This is a genomic window from Sodalinema gerasimenkoae IPPAS B-353 (assembly GCF_009846485.1).
Taxonomy (GTDB): Bacteria; Cyanobacteriota; Cyanobacteriia; order Cyanobacteriales; family Geitlerinemataceae; genus Sodalinema; species Sodalinema gerasimenkoae.
The window spans coordinates 37,336-57,321 of sequence record NZ_ML776472.1; the positions used below are offsets into that span (position 1 = coordinate 37,336).

General features: G+C 52.1%; 18 protein-coding genes and 2 pseudogenes. 17 read left to right on the forward strand and 3 right to left on the reverse strand.

Annotated elements, in window-relative coordinates; translation table 11 throughout:
- The first annotated feature begins 76 nt into the window (after positions 1-76).
- The 4 genes from L855_RS00160 (at position 77) to glyQ (ending at position 3,253) form a co-directional block, all read left to right on the forward strand.
- Entirely contained in the window at positions 77-1,042 is a 966-nt protein-coding gene (locus L855_RS00160; protein ID WP_159783043.1) for a DnaJ C-terminal domain-containing protein, read from the forward strand.
- Positions 1,035-1,400 (forward strand): DUF1818 family protein, encoded by a 366-nt coding sequence (locus L855_RS00165; protein ID WP_159783045.1) that lies wholly within the window; start codon positions 1,035-1,037, stop codon positions 1,398-1,400. Before L855_RS00160 ends, L855_RS00165 begins: the two co-directional genes overlap by 8 nt.
- 12 nt (positions 1,401-1,412) lie before the next feature.
- Positions 1,413-2,300, forward strand: a complete 888-nt coding sequence (locus L855_RS00170) for a DUF4351 domain-containing protein (RefSeq protein ID WP_159783046.1) — start codon at positions 1,413-1,415, stop codon at positions 2,298-2,300.
- 65 nt (positions 2,301-2,365) lie between these two features.
- Positions 2,366-3,253: a glycine--tRNA ligase subunit alpha gene (gene glyQ / locus L855_RS00175; RefSeq protein WP_159783048.1), complete on the forward strand. Its 888-nt coding sequence runs from the start codon at positions 2,366-2,368 to the stop codon at positions 3,251-3,253.
- A 166-nt stretch (positions 3,254-3,419) separates the two neighbouring features.
- Here glyQ and L855_RS00180 read toward each other — a convergent pair.
- Both L855_RS00180 and L855_RS00185 read right to left on the reverse strand, forming a co-directional pair.
- A pseudogene (locus L855_RS00180) lies at positions 3,420-4,491 on the reverse strand (IS630 family transposase).
- Between the two features lie 123 nt (positions 4,492-4,614).
- Positions 4,615-7,508 (reverse strand): annotated as a pseudogene (locus tag L855_RS00185) (CBS domain-containing protein).
- A gap of 155 nt (positions 7,509-7,663) precedes the next feature.
- On the opposite strand from L855_RS00185, the gene L855_RS00190 reads away from it, so the two are divergent.
- The 7 genes from L855_RS00190 to L855_RS00220 all read left to right on the forward strand — a co-directional run bounded on the left by L855_RS00190 (position 7,664) and on the right by L855_RS00220 (position 11,743).
- Positions 7,664-8,176 (forward strand): hypothetical protein, encoded by a 513-nt coding sequence (locus L855_RS00190; protein ID WP_159783050.1) that lies wholly within the window; start codon positions 7,664-7,666, stop codon positions 8,174-8,176.
- Between the two features lie 18 nt (positions 8,177-8,194).
- The gene (locus L855_RS00195; protein WP_159783052.1) at positions 8,195-8,395 is read left to right on the forward strand and encodes a hypothetical protein; all 201 of its coding nucleotides are present in this window, start codon (positions 8,195-8,197) and stop codon (positions 8,393-8,395) included.
- A gap of 62 nt (positions 8,396-8,457) precedes the next feature.
- Positions 8,458-8,970, forward strand: coding sequence for a hypothetical protein (locus L855_RS00200; RefSeq protein ID WP_159783054.1), 513 nt, complete (start codon positions 8,458-8,460; stop codon positions 8,968-8,970).
- A 131-nt stretch (positions 8,971-9,101) separates the two neighbouring features.
- Positions 9,102-9,770, forward strand: coding sequence for a hypothetical protein (locus L855_RS00205; protein WP_425500535.1), 669 nt, complete (start codon positions 9,102-9,104; stop codon positions 9,768-9,770).
- A 275-nt stretch (positions 9,771-10,045) separates the two neighbouring features.
- Positions 10,046-10,360 carry a YbjQ family protein gene (locus L855_RS00210; protein WP_159783057.1) on the forward strand — a complete coding sequence of 105 codons (315 nt, stop codon included), beginning with the start codon at positions 10,046-10,048 and terminating at the stop codon, positions 10,358-10,360.
- Positions 10,361-10,379: 19 nt separating this feature from the next.
- A complete protein-coding gene (locus L855_RS00215; protein ID WP_159783059.1) occupies positions 10,380-10,820 on the forward strand; it encodes a YbjQ family protein in 441 nt (146 codons plus the stop codon).
- 32 nt (positions 10,821-10,852) lie between these two features.
- Positions 10,853-11,743 (forward strand): M48 family metallopeptidase, encoded by an 891-nt coding sequence (locus L855_RS00220; protein WP_159783061.1) that lies wholly within the window; start codon positions 10,853-10,855, stop codon positions 11,741-11,743.
- Positions 11,744-11,785: 42 nt separating this feature from the next.
- Here L855_RS00220 and rpe read toward each other — a convergent pair whose 3' ends face one another.
- Positions 11,786-12,493 (reverse strand): ribulose-phosphate 3-epimerase, encoded by a 708-nt coding sequence (gene rpe, locus L855_RS00225; protein WP_159783063.1) that lies wholly within the window; start codon positions 12,491-12,493, stop codon positions 11,786-11,788.
- A 153-nt stretch (positions 12,494-12,646) separates the two neighbouring features.
- Between rpe and L855_RS00230 the strand changes: the two genes are divergently transcribed.
- The 6 genes from L855_RS00230 (at position 12,647) to L855_RS00255 (ending at position 19,908) form a co-directional block, all read left to right on the forward strand.
- The gene (locus L855_RS00230; RefSeq protein ID WP_246198658.1) at positions 12,647-14,266 is read left to right on the forward strand and encodes a S8 family serine peptidase; all 1,620 of its coding nucleotides are present in this window, start codon (positions 12,647-12,649) and stop codon (positions 14,264-14,266) included.
- 45 nt (positions 14,267-14,311) lie between these two features.
- Positions 14,312-14,638 carry a hypothetical protein gene (locus tag L855_RS00235; RefSeq protein WP_159783065.1) on the forward strand — a complete coding sequence of 109 codons (327 nt, stop codon included), beginning with the start codon at positions 14,312-14,314 and terminating at the stop codon, positions 14,636-14,638.
- Positions 14,639-14,933: 295 nt separating this feature from the next.
- Positions 14,934-16,217 carry an LCP family protein gene (locus L855_RS00240; protein WP_219729832.1) on the forward strand — a complete coding sequence of 428 codons (1,284 nt, stop codon included), beginning with the start codon at positions 14,934-14,936 and terminating at the stop codon, positions 16,215-16,217.
- A gap of 136 nt (positions 16,218-16,353) precedes the next feature.
- A complete protein-coding gene (locus tag L855_RS00245) occupies positions 16,354-17,346 on the forward strand; it encodes an Npun_R2821/Npun_R2822 family protein (protein WP_159783067.1) in 993 nt (330 codons plus the stop codon).
- Between the two features lie 34 nt (positions 17,347-17,380).
- Positions 17,381-18,304, forward strand: coding sequence for an Npun_R2821/Npun_R2822 family protein (locus tag L855_RS00250; protein WP_159783069.1), 924 nt, complete (start codon positions 17,381-17,383; stop codon positions 18,302-18,304).
- Between the two features lie 431 nt (positions 18,305-18,735).
- Positions 18,736-19,908, forward strand: coding sequence for a protein kinase family protein (locus L855_RS00255; RefSeq protein ID WP_159783071.1), 1,173 nt, complete (start codon positions 18,736-18,738; stop codon positions 19,906-19,908).
- Positions 19,909-19,986 lie beyond the last annotated feature (78 nt).

Genomic DNA, 19,986 nt, shown 5'->3' on the forward strand with positions numbered 1-19,986 from the left:
CTGCCTACTGCCTACTGCCTTCTTTCCCCTGTTCCCTGTTCCCTGTTCCCTGTTCCCTGTTCCCTGATCTCCCCTAATGCAAAACTTCCGCGATTACTACAAGATACTGGGAGTTCCCCGAGACGCTTCGACTGAGGAAATTAAACGCTCCTACCGGCGGTTGGCCCGGAAGTACCACCCGGATATGAATCCGGGGGATAAGTCGGCTGAGGAGCGATTTAAGGACATCGGGGAAGCCTACAATGTGCTATCCGATGCAGCCAAACGCAGTCAATACGACCAGTTCAGCCGCTTCCTCAATCAGAAGAAAGCCAAACGGCGACCGGTGGCCCGCAGTCCTCGGAGTACCGCCCCAGCGGATGCCCGTTTTGAGCAATATGCGGACTTTAACAGTTTCCTCGACGATCTCCTCAATCGTCGTCCCAATGCCCGCACCGCCCCGCAACCGCCCCCAGGCACTCGCTTACGGGTGGATGGCCCCGATGCCTTCCGCACCCGCACCACCAAAACGGCCTATACCGTCTCGCGGCCAACTCCCCAGGATGTGGAGGCGCGGCTGACGTTGCCCCTGGAGAAAGCCTACACCGGTGGACGGGAGCGGATTCGCTTGGAGGATGGGCGATCGCTCGAAGTGACGATGCCCCCCGGAATGGTGACGGGGCAACGAATTCGCCTCAAGGGCCAGGGCAATCATGGGGGAGACTTATATCTCAAGATTACCGTCGCCCCTCATCCTCTGTTCCGTGTTGAAGGGGCGGATATTGTCTGTACGCTTCCCGTTACGCCCTCGGAGGCGGTGTTAGCGGCGAAGGTAGAGGTGAAAACCCTCGATGGTTTAGTGAAGGTTGGACTTCCCAATGGGGTGAAGTCCGGGCAACGGTTACGGTTAGCCGGGAAAGGCTATCTGACGCGAGATGGCCGTCGGGGCGATCAGTTGGTGGAAGTGCAAATTGTCACCCCCCGAGAGATTACTCCCGAGGAACGGGAACTGTACGAAAAACTGCGATCGCTCGAAACCTTCAATCCCCGCCGGGATGGCTAAGATTCTCAAACAAGGGCCTGGCTGGCGACTGGGGTATCATCCTGAAGCCGAGTCCTATGTGGGCTTACTGGGGGGGGATGATTTCGCCTTTGAGTTAACGCAGGCCGAGTTTGATGACTTTCGGCGGTTGTTGCAACAACTGAGTGAGACGATTGTGGCCATTACGCCGGAGTTGATGGATGAAGAACGCATCACTTGCGAGGTGGAGAGCGATCGCCTGTGGATGGAGGCTGATGGCTATCCGGGCAACTATCGAATTCGTCTAATCCTCAATAGTGGGCGACGCTGTGAGGGAGAATGGCCCCCAGCAGTGATTCCCAATTTGCTTCAGGCGGTGAAAATGATAGATGTGTTTTAACGAGATGCAACCATGGCTAAAGTTGCCGATATTGGCAGTAAACGACTGATTGGCTTAGCCCCGGAAACTTGGGTCAAGTGGGTGACGCAGCAAGAGAATCTGATCGTCCAGGATTTTCTCAACTCTGATTTTCAATGGGTCAGTCGGGAGAATGATGTACTGTTGCGAGTCCAAAGTCCCGAATATGGAGAATTTCTGGTTCTCAACGAAATCCAACTGCGTTGTGATCCTCGAATGCCGCGACGAATCCGGGCCTACGTCGCACTCGCTGAAGAGCGATATAATTTACCCATATATCCGGTTCTGGTGAATATCTTGCCCCCTTCAGGCAACCCTGAGATTCCCACAAGCTACCGTTCAGAGTTTCTAGGACTGCAAGCGGTTCAGGAGTATCGGGTGATTAACTTATGGGAGGTGGATGTGGAGATAGTCTTCCGCGATCGCCTTTCCGCCTTGCTTCCCTTTGTGCCGGTGTTGCGGGGAAGAAACCAACCGGATGTGATTCGACAAGCGGTGGGAGCGTTGAGGAAGGATGAAGAGTTACAGGAACTCGAACCCCTCCTCTCGTTTTTCGCATCCTTTGTCCTGGAATCGGATCTTGTTCGACAAATCATGAGGTGGGATATGGTGGTATTAAGAGAATCACCCTGGTATCAGGAAATTTTGAAAGAAGGACTGCAACAGGGACTGCAACAGGGACTGCAACAGGGACAGATGCAGGGACAGATACAGGTCGTGATGCGGCAACTGTCTCGCCGCCTGGGAGATATTCCCCCAGATCTGCGTCAACAGATTGAGGGCCTGTCAGAAGGCGAAATTGATGAGCTTTTAGAGGCTTCCCTGACAACGTTCAGCAGTTTAGAGGACTTGCGGACTTGGTTAAATCAAGTCAACCGCTAATTCCTTGCCGAAAGGGGGTCACAACAGGCCACAATGGATGACGTTGATTTGTAACCCCCGTAGCGATGAACTTTCAAAACCTGATCCTGACCCTACACCAGTTTTGGAGCGATCGCGGCTGTGCGATCGCCCAACCCTACGACACAGAAAAGGGGGCAGGAACCATGAACCCTCATACCTTCCTCCGGGCGATCGGCCCCGAACCCTGGGCGGTGGGCTATGTCGAACCCTGTCGCCGCCCTACAGACGGACGCTATGGGGAAAATCCCAACCGCTATCAACATTATTATCAGTACCAAGTCCTGATCAAACCCTCCCCGGACAATATCCAAGACCTCTATCTAGACTCCCTGCGGGCCCTAGGGATTCGCCCCGAAGACCGGGATATCCGCTTCGTAGAAGATAACTGGGAGTCTCCGACGCTGGGGGCCTGGGGCGTGGGTTGGGAAGTCTGGCTAGATGGGATGGAAATTACCCAATTTACCTATTTCCAACAATGTGGCGGCATTGACTGCAAACCCGTTGCCATTGAGATTACCTATGGCTTAGAACGTCTGGCGATGTATCTACAAGAAGTCGAGGCGTTTACCGAGATTCAATGGGCCGACAACCTCAGTTATGGGGATGTTCACCTACAAGGGGAGATTGAACAATGTACCTACAACTTTGAAGCCTCCAACCCAGAGATGTTGTTTACCCTGTTTGGGTTATACGAACAGGAAGCCGAACAACTGACGCAGCGAGGATTAGTGGCCCCCAGTCTCGATTATGTCCTCAAATGTTCTCACACCTTCAACCTCCTCGATGCCCGAGGGGTAATTTCGGTGACGGAACGGACTCGTTATATTGGTCGGATTCGCAATTTAGCCCGACGGGTGGCTCATTTGTATCTCAAGCAGCGAGAGGAGTTGGGCTTTCCTCTCGCTCAGGAGGTTCTAGCCAAGTCGGCATAAGGGAGAGGCATTAAGATGGGGGGGGCATCGCCCTCTCCTAACTTCCACCCTTTCAGTAACCTAATGAGCTTGGTTGTTAGTCTGCAACGCTAGCTGTTTGAGTGTCATTTTCCGTTCTCAAGGTTTTAGCCGACAAGTTATATCAAGTCCGGTTAATTAGCCATACTTAGCATTGGTATGCCTCCCACCAGTGAAACTGGGTCAACCCCGAGATGAAATCGCGCTGGTTTAGCAGTTGGACACAGCGTCGCTCTACCTGGTCGAGTAGGTCCTCTAAGGTCTCAAACACTCGGTTGGCTACGGTTTCGTTGACAACTGGCCAGAGTCGTTCTGCCGGTTGCATCTCGGGGGAGTAAGAGGGCAGAAAGGCTAGGTGTAAGCCTTCGGGTAAGACCACCTCTTTTGAGATATGCCACCCGGCTTGGTCTAAAACCAGCACGACTTGTCGTTCGGGTCCAATGTCAAAGTGCTGGGCAAAATCAGCTAAGGCTCGATTAAACAGCTCGATATTGACCCGAGGCAGCAGCCACCAATAGGTCTCACCGCTGTGGGGATGGACAAACCCATAGAGCCAAAACCACTCATAGCGAATGCGAACCTGAGCTTTGGGCGACTCATGCCATTTATTGACCCAGCGGCGACGCCTGATGGGATGAAGCCCTAGGCGATGTTCGTCCATGGCCCATAGCTGAACGTCGGCATCGGGATGGTCGCGTCGGATTGCCGCGAGTTGCTGGTGCAGCTTTTTTTTCCCACTGCCGCTGCTCCTCTTCAGTGGCGGACTGTTGATGCTCTTGACGAGGGACTTTCAGGGAGAACTCCATCTGCTTGAGAATCTCCCAGCCCCGTTGGCGGTGAACCGGACGGTCTAAGCGCTCGCTAAGCCAGTCGGCCACCTTGCGTCCATTCCAGAATCCACCCTCGGGAGGGTCTTGCTGCAGAGCTTGGCACAATAAGGCTTGAGTCTCATCGTCGAGAATCAGGTGACCATGGCCCTGATTGTGTCGCCGCTGGTCTCCCAGGGACTCTGGCCCCTGATGGTTATAGCTCCTGACTACTTCATAAATCCAATTTCGGCTATAGCCGGTCACCTCTGAGACCTCAGCCGTCGTCTTACCCAGTTGCAGCAGCCAGATTAGCTGATAATGCCCCCGCTCAATCCCACTTTTAGCGCCTCGGTAACGCTTTTCTAGTTCTTCGGTGCTCAAATGAGCTTCTAGGTTAAGTCGCCGTCCCATGCTCGTTTATCCTTTTATCCTTAGTCTGCCACCACACTGATTATATACCATAGGCGATTAGCCGGACTTGATATTATCCCACAGGATACCCCCCAAGCCCAAGGAAATCCTACTGAAGTCCGTTTACAGGGGATAACGATCGCACACAAACGAGATCGCCGCCTCCCGAGAACCGCCAAAATCCCCATCCAACGTCCCCGCCTGAATATCTGCCAACATCTCCTTAAACTGCGGCCCCGGCTTATACCCCAACCGCTTCAAATCTTCCCCATTTAACAGCGGCTTCACCTGGGCCCACTCCGTCAAATAGTGCCAAATCTTGCCACGCAACGATCGCCCCATCCCCAAGGCCACCAAAAACAACCCCGCTAACTCCTCCCCCGACAACACCTGTACCACCTCACTCGGCCGCCGCGCCGTACTCAACTCCCGTTGCAAACGCTCCCGCCGTTCCCCCAGCGTCGCCAACCGTTGCACCGTCTCATCGGGTAACTGCAACTGTTGCGCCACCGCCGCGCGGGAAAACTCCCCAGTTCCTGTCTCCACCTGGGATAATAACACCTCCAACAACATCTGCCAATGACTCAGACGATGCCATTTCTGAAATCGTCGTAACCCCCGATCTGCTAACTGTAAACGCCGCCACAGTTCCCGCGTCAATCGTAACTGAGGATGCAAACATTGCAACGCACCCAAACGATCTAACTCCCGCAACGCTCGCGGCCAATAGGACGCTTGCAACAGATATTTCAACTCACTTTTTAATCGTGCCTGCAACGCCGGAGTACGGGGATTAAGGGAGCGAGATCGCTCATACACCCCACTGGCGATCGCATGACGAATAAACCGTTCCGTCTCCGGTTCAATCTCAAACTCAAACCGCACGGCAAAGCGCACGGCCCGAAAAATTCGCGTCGGATCTTCAATAAAACTATTGGCGTGCAACACCCGCACCCAACCTTGCTGCAAATCCAACACACCGCCAAAAAAGTCTAACAACTTCCCCTGACGAGGCGTTGTCAAGCGAATCGCCAAGGCATTAATCGTAAAATCCCGGCGATACAAATCCTGACGAATCGAACTGGCCTCCACCTCGGGATTCGCCGCTGGATAGGGGTAAAACTCCGTCCGCGCCGTAGCAATATCCAACCACAGAGAATCAAAGATGGGGTCATTGTGCCATAACAACGCCGCTGTCTGGAACGCCCCATGCACATCCAAGCGCGCCCCCGAAAACTTCTCCTGTAACACATTCGCCAACTCCACCCCCGCGCCAACCGTGGCCGACTGGTGAAAGCCATCCACCACTAAATCAATATCTGTTAACGCCACCTGAGTCTCTTGCGGTGACTGCATCACCCGCAACAAATCTCGCACCGCTCCCCCCACCAGATACAGTTGCCAGCCTCGTTCCTGAGCCGCCTGGGCTGCGGTTTCGAGCAATTGCCAAAGTTTAGGGGTTAGGTGCGATCGCAGGCCATCCCAAACATCCCCCTCCCGTGTCAACCGCCGCCCCGGCGCTCCCCCCGGCGGGAGGGGACAAATTAAAGCCGCTCCCTGTTTCGCCTCCGCCCCTTCATGGAGTTCTCGCAAGACATCGGTGCGGGTGACAATTCCCACCAATGCCCCCTTATCCAACACCGGCAAGCGACCAATATCAAAGGTGACCATCAGCCCTTCAATTTCGGGCAGTAAGGTGTCTGGACTGATAGTTTTGACGTTGCGCGTCATATAGCCCTTGACGGGGGCATGATGGAAGCCGTGGTGTAGGGCAATGTCCAAATCTCGGCGGGAGATGATCCCTACTAATTCGTCGGCTTGGTTCACCACCGATAAACCGGAATGGCCATAACGCAAGAGAATCCGGTGGGCCTCGCCAATGGTGGTACTCGGGCGAATGGTGCGCACGGGAGATGACATTAATTCTCGGGCCGTGGGGGGTGGAGGAATTTGGGCTTTGAGGCGATCGCCCAACTGGCGCAACACCTCATCGGGGTTAGCATTCCGCAATTGGGCTGAACCGGCTTTGCGATGGCCGCCCCCACCGATGGTTTGCAGAATGACATTGAGATCCGTCTGGGGAATCTGCGATCGATTTGCGATGGCCGCCCCCACCGATGGTTTGCAGAATGACATTGAGATCCGTCTGGGGAATCTGCGATCGCGCAATCACCGTCAGCCGCGACTCATCCCCCTGACGTTGATACTCATGCAGCAAAATTATGGCATCGGTAAGCAATCACCGTCAGCCGCGACTCATCCCCCTGACGTTGATACTCATGCAGCAAAATTATGGCATCGGTATCCGTCAATTCCAGTAGCCGCGAGGTTAACCCCGATAATCCCGGCACATAATCGGGAGTCCGCAACACCACTGACGCTAGTTGCTGTCCCCAAACGTCCTCCGTATTCACCGTTTCCAGGGCAGTGGCCAGTAAGTCTTGCAAGGAATCCGATAATCCCGGTTCAATATACTCGGCAATCAACGTCAGACTGGCCCCCTGCTTCATCAACCAGGCTAATGCCAAGGCATCCCGCGCCGTACTATGGTCAAAGGTGAGAGACCCACTGTCGACATGAATCCCTAAGGCCATCACCGTCGCCTCATGGACGGTGAGGCTAATGTTTTGCTGTTGCAACTGTTCCACAATTAAGGTCGTTGTGGCCCCAATCGCTTCAATCTGACGCTGACTGGCGGGGATATCTCCTGTGACACCTGGATGATGATCATACAGATACACTCCCTGTAACTGAGGTGCGTCGAACCATTCAGCGGCTTTACCGAGGCGATCGCGCCATTGAGTATCCACCACAAACAGCGATCGCAACTGTTCGGGATTCACTGAACGCCGCTCGATAATGGCATACTCATCCCGATGCAGTCTCAGAAACTCCTCTACCCCAGGATGAGCGCCCCCAGTGAGGACAATACGAGCGCCAGGGTGCAGTCGGGTTAGGCCGACGGCTGCCCCTAAACTATCGAAATCAGCAGTGGTGTGACAGAGAATAATGTCCATTTGGGGAGGGAACAGGGAATAGGGAATAGGGGGAAGAAGGCAATAGGCAGTAGGCAAGAAGGGGGAGATTTGGGCAGTCACCGCTCTTTCTAATAGACCGGTGTTACGATTAAGCATCGATAGAAATCTGACTTCAATATAACCACGTCAACATCATGTCTTTTGCAGCTACCCGTAAACTCTGCGTTGCCTTTTCCTTGGCAATGTTGCTTTTTGTCGGGGGATGTCGCGGCCCTCAAGCCGATGTTCCACCACCGCCTCCCGCCGAACAAGTGCAACCGGCCAATGGCCAAGGTGCTGTCTCCTCTGAATCCGTTCCCGGAAGCGCCTTTAACCGCTTCTTTCCCGCTGCTAGCGGTGAGTATGAGCGCGTGTACACCCAGGAAAAAGATGGATTCGCTGAGGCGAAACTCAAACGCAATGGAGAGGACATCGCCATGTTAGCGATTTCCGATACCATTAACGTCCCCGCTGCTGCTGAACGCTTACGCAACAGTCCTGACAAAATCGCGGGCTATCCTGGGGCAACTCTAGGACAGACTCAGACTTCGATTTTGGTATCCGATCGCTTCCAAGTCAAGGTCATTTCTCGCAGTCCTGATTTTGGCGAGAGCGATCGCGAGGCCTGGTTGCAGAGATTTGACTTGCAAGGCCTCTCCCGACTATAAACCTATTTCCCCAACATCATGAGTAAATCCATTAAAAAACGAGTTGACGACCTCCCCACTCGGAATCTAACGACCTTTAGCCTCAATGCCCTAGACAACATTGTCCCCGGCAAATGGGAGAATCTTGTGGGATGGGACAACACGATCAAAACTATCACCCGGGAAAGCGATCCTGCCATTTTGGATCTCGTCAGTCGCCGGGATTGCGCCTGTTTCTAAGGGGCCGGTGTTAGGATTAAGCATCAATACAAATCTGACTTCAATATAACCACGTCAACATCATGTCTTTTGCTGCTCTTCGTAAACTCTGCGTTGCCTTTTCCCTGGCAATGTTGCTTTTCATCGGGGGATGTGACAGCCCCCAAGCTGATGTCCCGCCGCCGCCTCCCGCTGAACAGGTCCAACCTGCCGGTGGCCAGGGGGCTGTGTCCTCTGAGTCTCTTCCTGGAAGTGCCTTTAATCGCTTCTTTCCGTCAGTCAGTGGTGAGTATGAGCGGGTGTATACTCAGGAAAAAGACGGATTCGCCGAGGCGAAACTCAAACGCAATGGGGAGGATGTAGCTATGCTCGCGATCTCCGATACCGTGAATGTCCCCGCTGCGGCTGAACGGTTACGCAACAGTCCCAACCAAATTGCCGGCTATCCTGGGGCTACCCTAGGACAGACTCAGACTTCGATTTTGGTGGCCGATCGCTTCCAAGTCAAGGTGATTTCCCGAAGTTCTGATTTTACCGAGAGCGATCGCGAGGCCTGGTTACAGAGATTTGACTTGCAGGGCCTCTCCCGACTATAAATTTATTCCCCCAACATCATGAGTAAATCCATTCAAAAACGCGTTGACGATCTGCCCACTCGTAACCTGACGATTTTTAGCCTCAATGCCCTGGACAATATCGTCCCCGGTAAATGGGACAATCTCGTAGGATGGGACAACACCATCAAAACCATTACCCAAGAAAGCGATCCCGCTATCTTGGATCTCGTCAGTCGCCGGGATACGATACCATCGACCGCACCGGCAGTGCCCTGGGAACCGCCGCCCTGGGCAACAAAATTGGCGAGAAAATTCCCCTCTTGGGCTTTCTCAGTAAACTCACTCCCAAAGCTGAAAAAGCTCAAACCATTGATTTGTCCCTCAAATTAGTGGTGGAGGTGGTGGCCTTTTGCAAAATCAACGGGATTCCTGGAGATAGTCTCGGGGATTTCCTGCGATCGCTCTCAGACTATGGCGGTGAATCCCTGATGCGGATGTCGGCCCTGGTTTGTTTCGATGGCTTGATTCCCCTAGGCCCCAACTTCATTCAAGCCGTGAGTGGCCGTCTGAATGGCCTCAGCCCCAAAGAACTCGAAGACAACTCCCAATACAAAAGTATTAAATCTGAGATTCCCGGTAAAAATAGTGATAGCAAGCTCAGTTTTATCGGAGAAAGCTTTGATTCGGTCAAGGGCTGGATGGGAGATTTGGTCAGTTCCAACGATCTCACTCCCCAGAAAGTCAGTCATGGATTACAGGGATTCATTGACTTCAGCGAAGACCGCCTGGATTATCTGGCAGCCTTTAAAAGTCAGTCATGGATTACAGGGATTCATTGACTTCAGCGAAGACCGCCTGGATTATCTGGCAGCCTTTTTGGATATGAGCACCGATTACTACCGTCATACGGGGGTGCAAACTCTGGCCCGTCGTCTCATTGAACGGTATGGATATGAGCACCGATTACTACCGTCATACGGGGGTGCAAACTCTGGCCCGTCGTCTCATTGAACGGTCTTTAGCCGAAATTTAATCCCAACCCTCCTGAAATCAGGTCTTGGGTGGGATGTCAAATCTCCCACCTTTTTTCACTTCCATTTATCTCAAACTAGCCATGATTCTTACAACATTGGAAGGAGTTCCCGGAAAAGATATTTTAGAACATTACGGGATTGTTCAAGGAAGTACCGTTCGAGCCAAAAATGTGGGACGTGATATTGGTGCAAGCTTTAAAAATCTTGTGGGTGGAGAATTAAAGGGCTACACCGATCTCCTCAATGAAGCCCGTCAAGAAGCTATGGATCGCATGGTACTACAAGCCAAACAAATGGGAGCAAACGCCATTGTCAATATCCGCTTTTCAACATCCTCTGTGGCTCAGGGAGCAGCAGAAATTTTCGCTTATGGGACTGCTGTATTAGTCCGTTAAGGGTTAAGCAGGGATTATCATGGAAGAAATCATTTTTTTTCTCATCTTATTGGGGATCGGCTACTCGTTTGGTATCTTAGCCGAAAAGAAACATTACAAAGACATCAAAAGTCGCGAACAGGAAACCCTCTCCTTGGCGATCGCCTCCTTTGGCGCGAAACAACCCCTCCCTAATGCTTCGGAGGCTAAGCTATTTGTGGGAGCGGTGGTTATTTCTTCTGATTATTTCAAAACCTTTGTCATGGCCCTGCGAAATATCTTGGGAGGTCGGGTTGTGGCTTACGAAAGTCTCCTCGATCGCGGCCGTCGGGAGGCGTTATTACGGGTCAAAGAGCAGGCCATCGCTTGGGGGGCCACTGAAGTGCTCAATATCCGCTATGAAACCAGTACCATTGGCGGCAATAATCAGAAAGGCATCGCGGCAATTGAGGTGATTGCCTACGGAACGGCGATTCGTTAGCCTAGATCCGGAGGAGTCCACGGGCGATCGCAATGGGATTTAAACCAAAAGCCATTACAGAAGAGGTCAACATCTCTAAGGTTAATCCCTTAGTGGATTTTGCCCGTTTGCTTGGGGCAATTATTGCCCTGACGTTAGTCATCTACTTTATCTTAGGCTTAGCCGTCGATTGGGTTGTGCCTCAACTCACCCCAGAACAAGATATTTGGATCGGAGACACCCTCGCCCCGGCCGTCGCACCACAACTCGGCGGCGAAGTCCTAGAGGAGGATACTCGACAACTCTATCTGTCAGAATTGTTAGAGGACTTGTGTCATCCCGGAGACTTGGATGAGACCCCCCTAACCCTAAATTTAATCGACAGTGAAGTTGTCAATGCCGCTGCCTTAGCCGGGGGACAGTTATTTGTGACCACGGCGTTTTTAGAGGAGGTTGAGTCAGAAAATGAACTGGCCTTTGTTCTCGGCCATGAGTTAGGCCATTTGTCGGCCCGGGATGGTTTAAGAAGTTTAGGACGGGGCATTTTTGTGCTGTTGGGAAGCTTGGTATTAAATTTCGGCCATGAGGGAAGTGGCCCAGATGTGATTGGCTATACGCTCAATCTCAATCGCCTGAATTATAGCCGCAGCCAAGAATATGCCGCCGACGAATATGGCTTAGAGTCTGTGGTGGGTCATTATGGCCATGGGGCCAACAGTTTAGACTTCTTTGAACGCTTAGCCGCCAGGAAGGAGGCCTTTCCAGAGGGACTGGTGAGGGCCTCGGAGTATTTCCAAACGCACCCGTTAACCGAGAACCGTATTCAGCATTTGGATGCGATCGCCCGTGAGGAGGGATGGTCCATGACGGGAGAAACCACCCCAGTTCCCTCTGGGTTGGCTTGTGCCGATTTTGCCTGTAACGAAAGCCCCCCAGACTCGTGAAGACCTGAGGGGCTTTGTGGATCAACTCCTAGAGATGAGACCTTAAACCGTCGCCATTTCTGGGGAGGGAGCCTTGCTGTTGCGGATACCTTCAATGGCTTCGGCGTAATCGGGGGCTTTGAACACCGCCGAACCGGCGACAATGGCGTTAGCGCCCGCATCTAGCACCTGCCAAGCGTTGGCGGGTTTGAGACCACCATCGACTTCAATCCAGGGATCGAGGCCGCGATCGTCACACATTTGACGCAGTTTACGGATTTTGGGCACAACTTCGGGAATGAAGCTTTGTCCACCGAAACCGGGGTTAACACTCATAATGAGCACTAAGTCGCACAGTTCCAGGACATACTCGATCAGTTCTAGGGGAGTCCCGGGGTTTAACACGACTCCGGCTTGCTTCCCAAGTTCGCGAATCTGTCCGAGGGTGCGGTGCAGGTGGGGAGAGGCGTTATGCTCAGCGTGAACGGAGATAATGTCAGCCCCAGCTTTCGCGAAGTCCTCGACATATTTCTCGGGTTCGACGATCATCAAGTGAACATCCAGAGGTTTCTTCGTCACCGGACGCAGGGCATCGACGATTAACGGACCAATGGTAATGTTGGGAACGAAGCGACCGTCCATCACATCAACGTGAATCCAGTCCGCACCGGCTTCGTCAACGGCCTTGACCTGTTCACCCAGACGACTAAAATCGGCTGATAAGATTGAAGGGGCAATAACTGTAGATTTTTCAGAGTTTAATGTTGCCATGTGGCAAGTTCCTCGATTTTGTGTGTTGCGTTTGATACAGAATTTAAATAAATTTTAACAAAAAACGTGCCCATAAGTCCTTAGATTTCTTGGCGATCGCCAAAAAATCAGAACGATTTCCCCAATTCCCCCATTTGTATTAGGAGCAGACCTTTGGCGGAGCGCACTAGCATCAGACGCTTTCTAACCCGGTTCACTCTCGGAATCGCGATGGCGATCGCCCTAGGATGGTTTCATGCCATCTTAGCCACCTCCTCCACTGGAGACGGCGGTATCCAAGCTCAGCGACTTCATGAAGCCCCCTATAACCTCTTAGGACGTAAAATCGCCATTGGACAGGTAGAAATTGGTCGTCCTGCCCAATTTGGCATCGATAAGGGGGTTCCCCCAGAGGAGGAGTTAGTCCCAGACCTCGCTGGAGTCTTCCTCCGCGATCGCCCGGCGGTTCCTGGGAGTAATGTAGATGCCCATGCCCATGGAGTGGCCAGCGTCATGGTCAGCAGCAATAAAAAACGGCCCGGAGTCGCCCCCAATGCTCGGCTCTACTCTAGCGCCACCTCCCCGGATCGCGGCGGCAATCGGCAAGGGCAACATTGTTTGGCGACTCAGCAAGTGGCCGAACAAAATAGTAACGATGTCCGCGCCATCAACTTCAGTTTTGGCGAACCCCTCTGGCTCGATCCCCGTCCTGATGCGGTTCTAGATGGCAACGCCTTATTAACCCTTTGTATTGACTGGTCCGCCAATCATCACAATACCCTCTATGTGATTGCCGGAAACCAAGGACGAGGAGGCATCCCCATCCCCACAGATAACTACAACGGCATCAATGTATCCTCAAGTCATGCCCACAGCGGTCGCTACGATCAGGTGGATGTCTCTAACTTGGGCAATGTCTTTGATGAGCCATTTGACCGCCTAGTGGGCCTAGAAACCAATGTCGGTGGACGACTGTTAATCAGTCTGCTGGCCCCTGGCCGGGATGTGAAGCTCTTAAGTCAGCAGGGAGAGGTCTTTCCCAGTACGGGCACCAGTTTTGCCTCGCCCCATGTGGTGGGGACGGTGGCTCTATTACAGGAATATGGCGATCGCCAATTACGGGAGAATGCCCCCCATTGGACCTTAGATGCTCGCCAGAATCAGGTGATGAAGGCGGTGATTCTCAACTCCGCTGACAAACTTGCCGATGCTGGCGATGGCTTACGTCAGGGGATGACTCGTACCATTGGCGATCGACGGGGCGGAAACTGGCTCACCTCGGAGGCCTATCGCAATCCTAAGGTCCCCGTGCATCGGGATATGGGAACTGGCCATCTCAATGCCCACCGCGCCTATGAGCAGTTTAGCCCCGGACAGTGGCCCGCCTCGGACTCCGTGCCGCCTATTGGCTGGGACTTTAATGAGATTGCCACCACCACCGTTCAAGACTATGTCCTGGATGCCCCCCTCAAAGCCAATGGTTATGTGGCCGCAACCCTCACCTGGAACCGTCAGGTGGAGCTGGACGATCGCGATGGTGACGGCCGCTACGATATAGATGAAAGTTTCCGCGATCGCGGCTTAAATGACCTAGACCTCTATCTGATGCCGGCCGATTCCGACGACATCAACGAGGCCATTGCCGCCTCCACCAGTGAGGTGGATAGCTTAGAACATCTGTTTCAAGCCGTTCCCCGCAGCGGACGCTACAAACTACGGGTGGTCTATCGCCGTCAGGTGAATGACCCCAATCAAGACTATGCGATCGCCTGGTGGACGGTTCCCGATGCCTAACCCCAGGGCGATCGCCCCATTGCTGTATCCTCTGTGTTTCCCATCATGAAACGTCTCTCCTTTTACTTCACCCTCGTCCCCGTCTTCGGCTTTTTTCCCGCCTGGTGGCGACTCTATCGTCATCAAGGCTCGGCTCAAGAACAAGCCATTAGCCGTTTAGCCATGACCCTGGCGTTCCTGTGGCTTTCAGGTTACATTTTGTTTGGCACTGCCGCTAACCATGGCGAACTCGGGTCTTTGCCGGTTCTCATTGGCGGTAGCCTCTGGACAACCACGTATTTTTTAACCTGTTTTGGGCTGATGGTACGTTTGTCCCAGGGAAAATCCTTATGGTTACCCGGAATTGGTCAGATTAGCGATCGCCTACCCTAACCCTCGGTCTTCGTGATGAACTAGAACCGTTACCCAACCTTAAAACGGCCAATTTGAGCGAAAGGCGCTGGTTATCCGGCCAAAATCTGGAACCATAACGTTAAGATATGTAATCAACTCACGGTTGATAACCGTTAGGACTCGTCCAACCTACTTGTGTGTGAGGAATTCCGTGTCAGCACAGCATCGTCAAGAGCGTATATCCCCATCCCCCGCCCCCAAACATCAAGGGAAGAGATTAAAACATTCGGGTTTGGGTTGGCTTTGGTTAGGCTTGGGACTCAGTGGAGTGGCCATGCTTTCGGCAACGGCCGGGGCCTTACTCGCTGTATCGTTATCAAGCACTCCCTTGATGCAAAGCCGGATTCGTCCTGAAGATCGTGGCATCTTCAGTGAGGAAGACTTAGCCATCTCCAATATGCGAATCCCCGAACTGACGCGTCCGGTGAACATTTTGATTCTCGGTACGAAAGTTCTCAATTCGGATGTGGGCAAACCCCTCCGACGTTCCGGACATGATCCCCTCGTCAACTCCCTCGATGGCCTGTCCGACAGCATGATGTTGGTTCGCTTTGAACCGCAAGATAAGAATCTCACCTTGCTCTCCGTACCCCGAGATACCCTGACTTGGATTGACGGCTATGGAGACCAAAAAATCAACGAGGCGAATCACCATGGCGGCCCGGCCCTAAGCGCCCGCACCGTAAGTGATCTCCTCGGCGGAGTTGGCATCGATCGCTATCTGCGCGTCAATATCCAAGGGGTGGAAAAACTCATTGATGTTCTCGGGGGAGTGCGTGTCAATGTTCCTCAGGACATGAAGTACACCGATCACACCCAACATCTCTACATTGACCTCAAGGCCGGAGAGCAACATCTTACAGGCAATGAGGCGCTTCAGTTTTTGACCTTCCGTCATGATGGGATGGGGGATATTGGGCGCATTCAACGGCAACAGATGTTACTGCGGGCCCTGATTGAACAAACGCTCAATCCTCGGACTCTGGTACGTCTGCCTCGGATTCTCTCGACCATTCAAGAATACGTCGATACCAATCTCAGTGTCGAAGAGTTAGTGGCCCTGCTTAACTTCGCCAGTCAAACCAGTCGTGAGAATGCCCAGATGCTTCTGCTTCCGGGACAGTTTCGGGACCCGGAAGGGCCCACGGATCTCAGTTACTGGATTCCCAATTACGCTGAAATTGATCACATGGTGGCCGAGCATTTTGGCCGTTCCTCAGAACCTACCCAAGCTTGGCGAGCTGATCCGCGCTACTTACGAATTGCCATTCAAGACAGCACTGAAGAACCCCAGGCTGTCGATGCCTTGATTGATAAACTCTGGGATGCCGGGTATCGTAACGTCTATTTGGCCCAGGATTGGCAACAACCCCTAGGGGAAACTCGCATTATCGCTCAGGGGGGCGATCGCAATAGCGCCTTAGATTTAAATCGTTCCCTGGGCTTTGGGGAAGTGCGCGTTGAAAGTACTGGGGTTCTCCATTCGGACATCACCATTCAACTGGGACAAGATTGGTTGGAAAAACAAAGTTCCTACCTACAATCTGACCTGTGGTAGTACCGCGAGAGCACTCTAAGTCCCCAACAGTTTCGAGAAAGAGGGGTTATCATCGTACCGAATGGTAATATCGCCTCCTGCGAGGTCTCTCCCTGGATTTGTCCCCCTGACCCCTCCCTAACGGTTTTGAACAATCATGGATGGAATTTGTACCCTAGCCAACGATTATGTCTACGACCAACTCGTTGCCTTGCTCAACAGCATCGAGGTTAATCAAGGGAAGGATACTCCTGTCTGTATTTTTCCCTACGACGATAATTTGGAACGGGTGAGAGCAGAGATTGCTCATCGTCCCAATGTGCAACTCTATGATGACCAGGAGTCCATCAACCGTTGGGATACCTTTGCTCAAGCCGTTTGGGAACGTCATCCCACGGCAACACAACAGTGGAACATTCAATCTGGGTTACACCGGGCCGGGACTCATCGGCGTTTCTGTGGCTTTGATGGGCCCTTTGATCGCTTTGTCTATATCGATGCGGATGCGCTCCTAATCGATTCGTTGGATTACATCTTTGAGAAACTGACAACCTATGACTGGGTTGTGTATGACTATCAGTTTAAAGATCCAAGCCATATTTATACCCTAGATTCACCTCAACTGTATAAGGTGTTTCCCCAAGAACGCATCGATAATGAGATTTTTTGTTCGGGATTTTATGGAACCCATCGCAACCTCTATTCCCCGGAGCAGTTAGAGGCTTTGCTCGGTCACTTGGCGGCGGGAGAGGCAGAGGTTCTCTATGTCTGGGCCCCTGACCAGACCATCCTCAACTATCTGGCCATGCGATCGCAGCGACGCATTTATAACTTCTCCCATCACCTCTCAGCGGAGGAACGAATCGGCTGTTGTGTGACGTCTCCCCATTTTGAAGAGAAGGATGGTCTGGTCTATGACAAAGGCAAACGACTCACCTATCTGCATTATATTGGCGTATCATCTTCCGTGTTTCGGCGCTTATGTGAGGGAGAAAACCTAGACTGTCCCTATCGAGATGTCTTTTTGCATTATCGCTATCTCCATGAACCGGAGAATCGTCCCCAATTTACCGGAACGGCTAAACCCCTAAATCCCCCCCCCACGATGACTCAACGGCTCCTACGGAAACTTGGCATCAAGTCCAAGTAAACTAAGGTACGACAACCAGAATGAGGACGATATCATGACCCGGGGGATTTATATTGTTGCCAATGATAAGGTGATTGAGCAGACTATTGCCTTTCTCAAAAGCCTTCGCCATTATGATTCAGAAACGCCGATTATTTTAATCCCATTTGATGCCAACTATCAAGAGGTGTTCAAAGCAGCTCAGCCGTTCGGGGTTGAGTTATTTGAGGATTTAGATTTTGTTGAGACCCTCTGCCTCAAACTGCATGATATTTTCGGCAAGGGGTTTTTTAATACGCCCAATAAGCAACGAAAACAAGCCTGTTGGTTTGGTCCCTTTGATGAGTTTTTATACATCGATGTTGATATTGTTGTTTTCGAGAAAATCATCGACAATCTAAGCTATCTTGAGGATTACGATTTCTTATGTTGTGATTATCAGCATACCAATGGGACTGAAAATGTCTTCACCTCTAAAGTCTTAGACGATGGGGTATTTACAGAAAATGAGCTACACGATGTCTTTAACAGCGGTTGGTGGGCGTCCAAGAAGGGTTTATTTTCTGTGGAGGATTTATATGACACCTTTGCCGAATGTGCCGAGCATCCTGATTACTTCGATTTTTCCCAAAAAACCACGGATCAGCCAATTTTTAACTATCTTGTCCTGAAACGGATTCAGCGACGCTTTAACCTGGTGAACCAGCCCGGGAAAGCCCCCGGAAGCTGGGCCCGGAGTCCTCATTTTCAACGGGAGGGCGATCGCCTCATCGACACCAAAACCGGACAGCCCCTGCAATATCTCCATTGGGCTGGGGTGCGGATTCAACCCGGTTGCCCCTATTGGGATATTTGGGAACATTACCGCTATCTCGGCGAGGAAATCCCTGAACCTACGGCGATCGCACCGCCCCCAGCGTCCCCCAGTCGTCAGTGGATCAACCGCCTTAAAAAAGTCTATCAACGCTTGAAACCTTAACCAGCGTTTAACCTTCGCTTTGCCCTTCAGCATCGCTAGTAGAGTCTCCATCGCCACCGGTGGGGACTCTTAACCTGTTAAGGGAGGTTTTGGTGGCGGCGGCCCCCAGTTCCAATCATCAACTTAGTTTTTAACAATCAACAATTAGACAAATAAACAAGGACATCTAGAAACTCTAAATGCAATGTCCTAAGATATTTTCATGAGTTTTGATTGTCCGTATTAACTTGTATATTACCCTCCACCCCCGCAAAAGAGCTGAGTTGACATCCCAACTTGAGCAACGTTAAAGTCTAGTTAAGTTAAGGTTAAACGTGCGCGAACCAAGAGAAGGTCGAACAGCGACCGGCGCAACGCAGACTTTGGTGTCTAAAACAACTGAAACGCTCTGTCTGAGATGCTTTCAGCTCATCACGGGGAGGAACTGAAGATTGTTTGCCTACAAGTTTGAAGATTATGAGGTCTTAATCTCAGCTTTACCTAAATTGGAAGCCAAGCTCTGTCCCTTGGCGTCCCCGGAGCCTCGTTTCTTTATCGACTTCAGCTCCGGACATTACCGAATTGCCAACCGCCAGAATTTTCTGTCATTGCTCCGGAGTTTCTCTCAGCCGGGGGGACGGGTGCAACGACTCATCGCATCAACACAGTCTTATCTAAAGTCTCATCCCACCATCGAAACCCATGCCACATCCATTCGCCTCGGTCGCGATGTGAGTAAGGGCATTCGTTTGTTTTATCCCAATGTCACCCTGAAAGTCCGCCAAAAGAGCAACTCTGACGGGGAGAATCCTCAAAAACCCTGGTTTATTTTGGAACAAGAGGGCCGGGACTCCCTACGCCGAAAATTGGGGGATAGCACGCAGATTCGGGTTCCCCAGGTATTTGCGGCGGGAGAATATGGTGAGGTGTCCTATCTCCTCGAAGAACGGTTGGATTTGCGTATGCTCGGGCCTCGCAATGCCGAGGATCGCCGACTGCTGATCGATCTGTTCCTGCCCAACTTACTGACCTGGTATGACTCCCCAGAATGGCGGCCATTCTCCAGCCTTTTTGGGGAGACCATTGGGGACTTACTTGAGGAGACGTTGCGCAGTTCCGTGATGGCCCAGCTAGATCCGGCCCAATCCCAACGTTTCTACAAACTGGTGGATACGCTTCCTGAATTGGATATGGCCGTTCCCTTTGCAGAGGGCCTCGGCGATATGTCGTTAACGAATGCCTGCGTGAGTTCCAATGGGGAGTTAGTCTTAATCGATTGGGAAGCCTGTCATACTCGTCCTGTCGCTCTGGAGTTCGATCGCCTCATTCGTCCCTTTGGCATCGGCAGTGAGGTGCATCAGGTGATACGTGATGCTTACTCACAGCAGTTCCAGATGTCGCCGGAGTTGTTTGACCGTCAGTTATATCTATTTTGTTTAATCGAATCGAGTCGTCAGTTTCTGTCGGGTTCAAGCCGACCTGATCCTAAGAAGCGTCAGGGTTATATCCAGCGAGGAGCGATCTTCCTCGACGCCGCTGATAAATTTGCACAGACGGCTCAACATTGCTCCCGCCGGGTTCCCTCCGATGTCGGTGTTGTTGCACCGGTGTCTAGTCGTCTGTAGTTGCTGGTCTGTAGTTGCTGGATTGGTTTTAGTCATAGGGCATAAGACGCTTTTGGTGAAACAAATGTTCAAACTTAA

Coding starts and splice junctions, on each gene's coding strand:
- rpe (WP_159783063.1), bottom strand. CDS start 12,493: ATGGCAACATTAAACTCTGAAAAATCTACAGTTATTGCCCCTTCAATC.
- L855_RS00245 (WP_159783067.1), top strand. CDS start 16,354: ATGGATGGAATTTGTACCCTAGCCAACGATTATGTCTACGACCAACTC.
- L855_RS00190 (WP_159783050.1), top strand. CDS start 7,664: ATGTCTTTTGCAGCTACCCGTAAACTCTGCGTTGCCTTTTCCTTGGCA.
- L855_RS00200 (WP_159783054.1), top strand. CDS start 8,458: ATGTCTTTTGCTGCTCTTCGTAAACTCTGCGTTGCCTTTTCCCTGGCA.
- L855_RS00210 (WP_159783057.1), top strand. CDS start 10,046: ATGATTCTTACAACATTGGAAGGAGTTCCCGGAAAAGATATTTTAGAA.
- L855_RS00215 (WP_159783059.1), top strand. CDS start 10,380: ATGGAAGAAATCATTTTTTTTCTCATCTTATTGGGGATCGGCTACTCG.
- L855_RS00195 (WP_159783052.1), top strand. CDS start 8,195: ATGAGTAAATCCATTAAAAAACGAGTTGACGACCTCCCCACTCGGAAT.
- L855_RS00160 (WP_159783043.1), top strand. CDS start 77: ATGCAAAACTTCCGCGATTACTACAAGATACTGGGAGTTCCCCGAGAC.
- L855_RS00170 (WP_159783046.1), top strand. CDS start 1,413: ATGGCTAAAGTTGCCGATATTGGCAGTAAACGACTGATTGGCTTAGCC.
- L855_RS00165 (WP_159783045.1), top strand. CDS start 1,035: ATGGCTAAGATTCTCAAACAAGGGCCTGGCTGGCGACTGGGGTATCAT.
- L855_RS00205 (WP_425500535.1), top strand. CDS start 9,102: ATGGGACAACACCATCAAAACCATTACCCAAGAAAGCGATCCCGCTAT.
- L855_RS00240 (WP_219729832.1), top strand. CDS start 14,934: ATGCTTTCGGCAACGGCCGGGGCCTTACTCGCTGTATCGTTATCAAGC.
- L855_RS00220 (WP_159783061.1), top strand. CDS start 10,853: ATGGGATTTAAACCAAAAGCCATTACAGAAGAGGTCAACATCTCTAAG.
- L855_RS00235 (WP_159783065.1), top strand. CDS start 14,312: ATGAAACGTCTCTCCTTTTACTTCACCCTCGTCCCCGTCTTCGGCTTT.
- L855_RS00250 (WP_159783069.1), top strand. CDS start 17,381: ATGACCCGGGGGATTTATATTGTTGCCAATGATAAGGTGATTGAGCAG.
- glyQ (WP_159783048.1), top strand. CDS start 2,366: ATGAACTTTCAAAACCTGATCCTGACCCTACACCAGTTTTGGAGCGAT.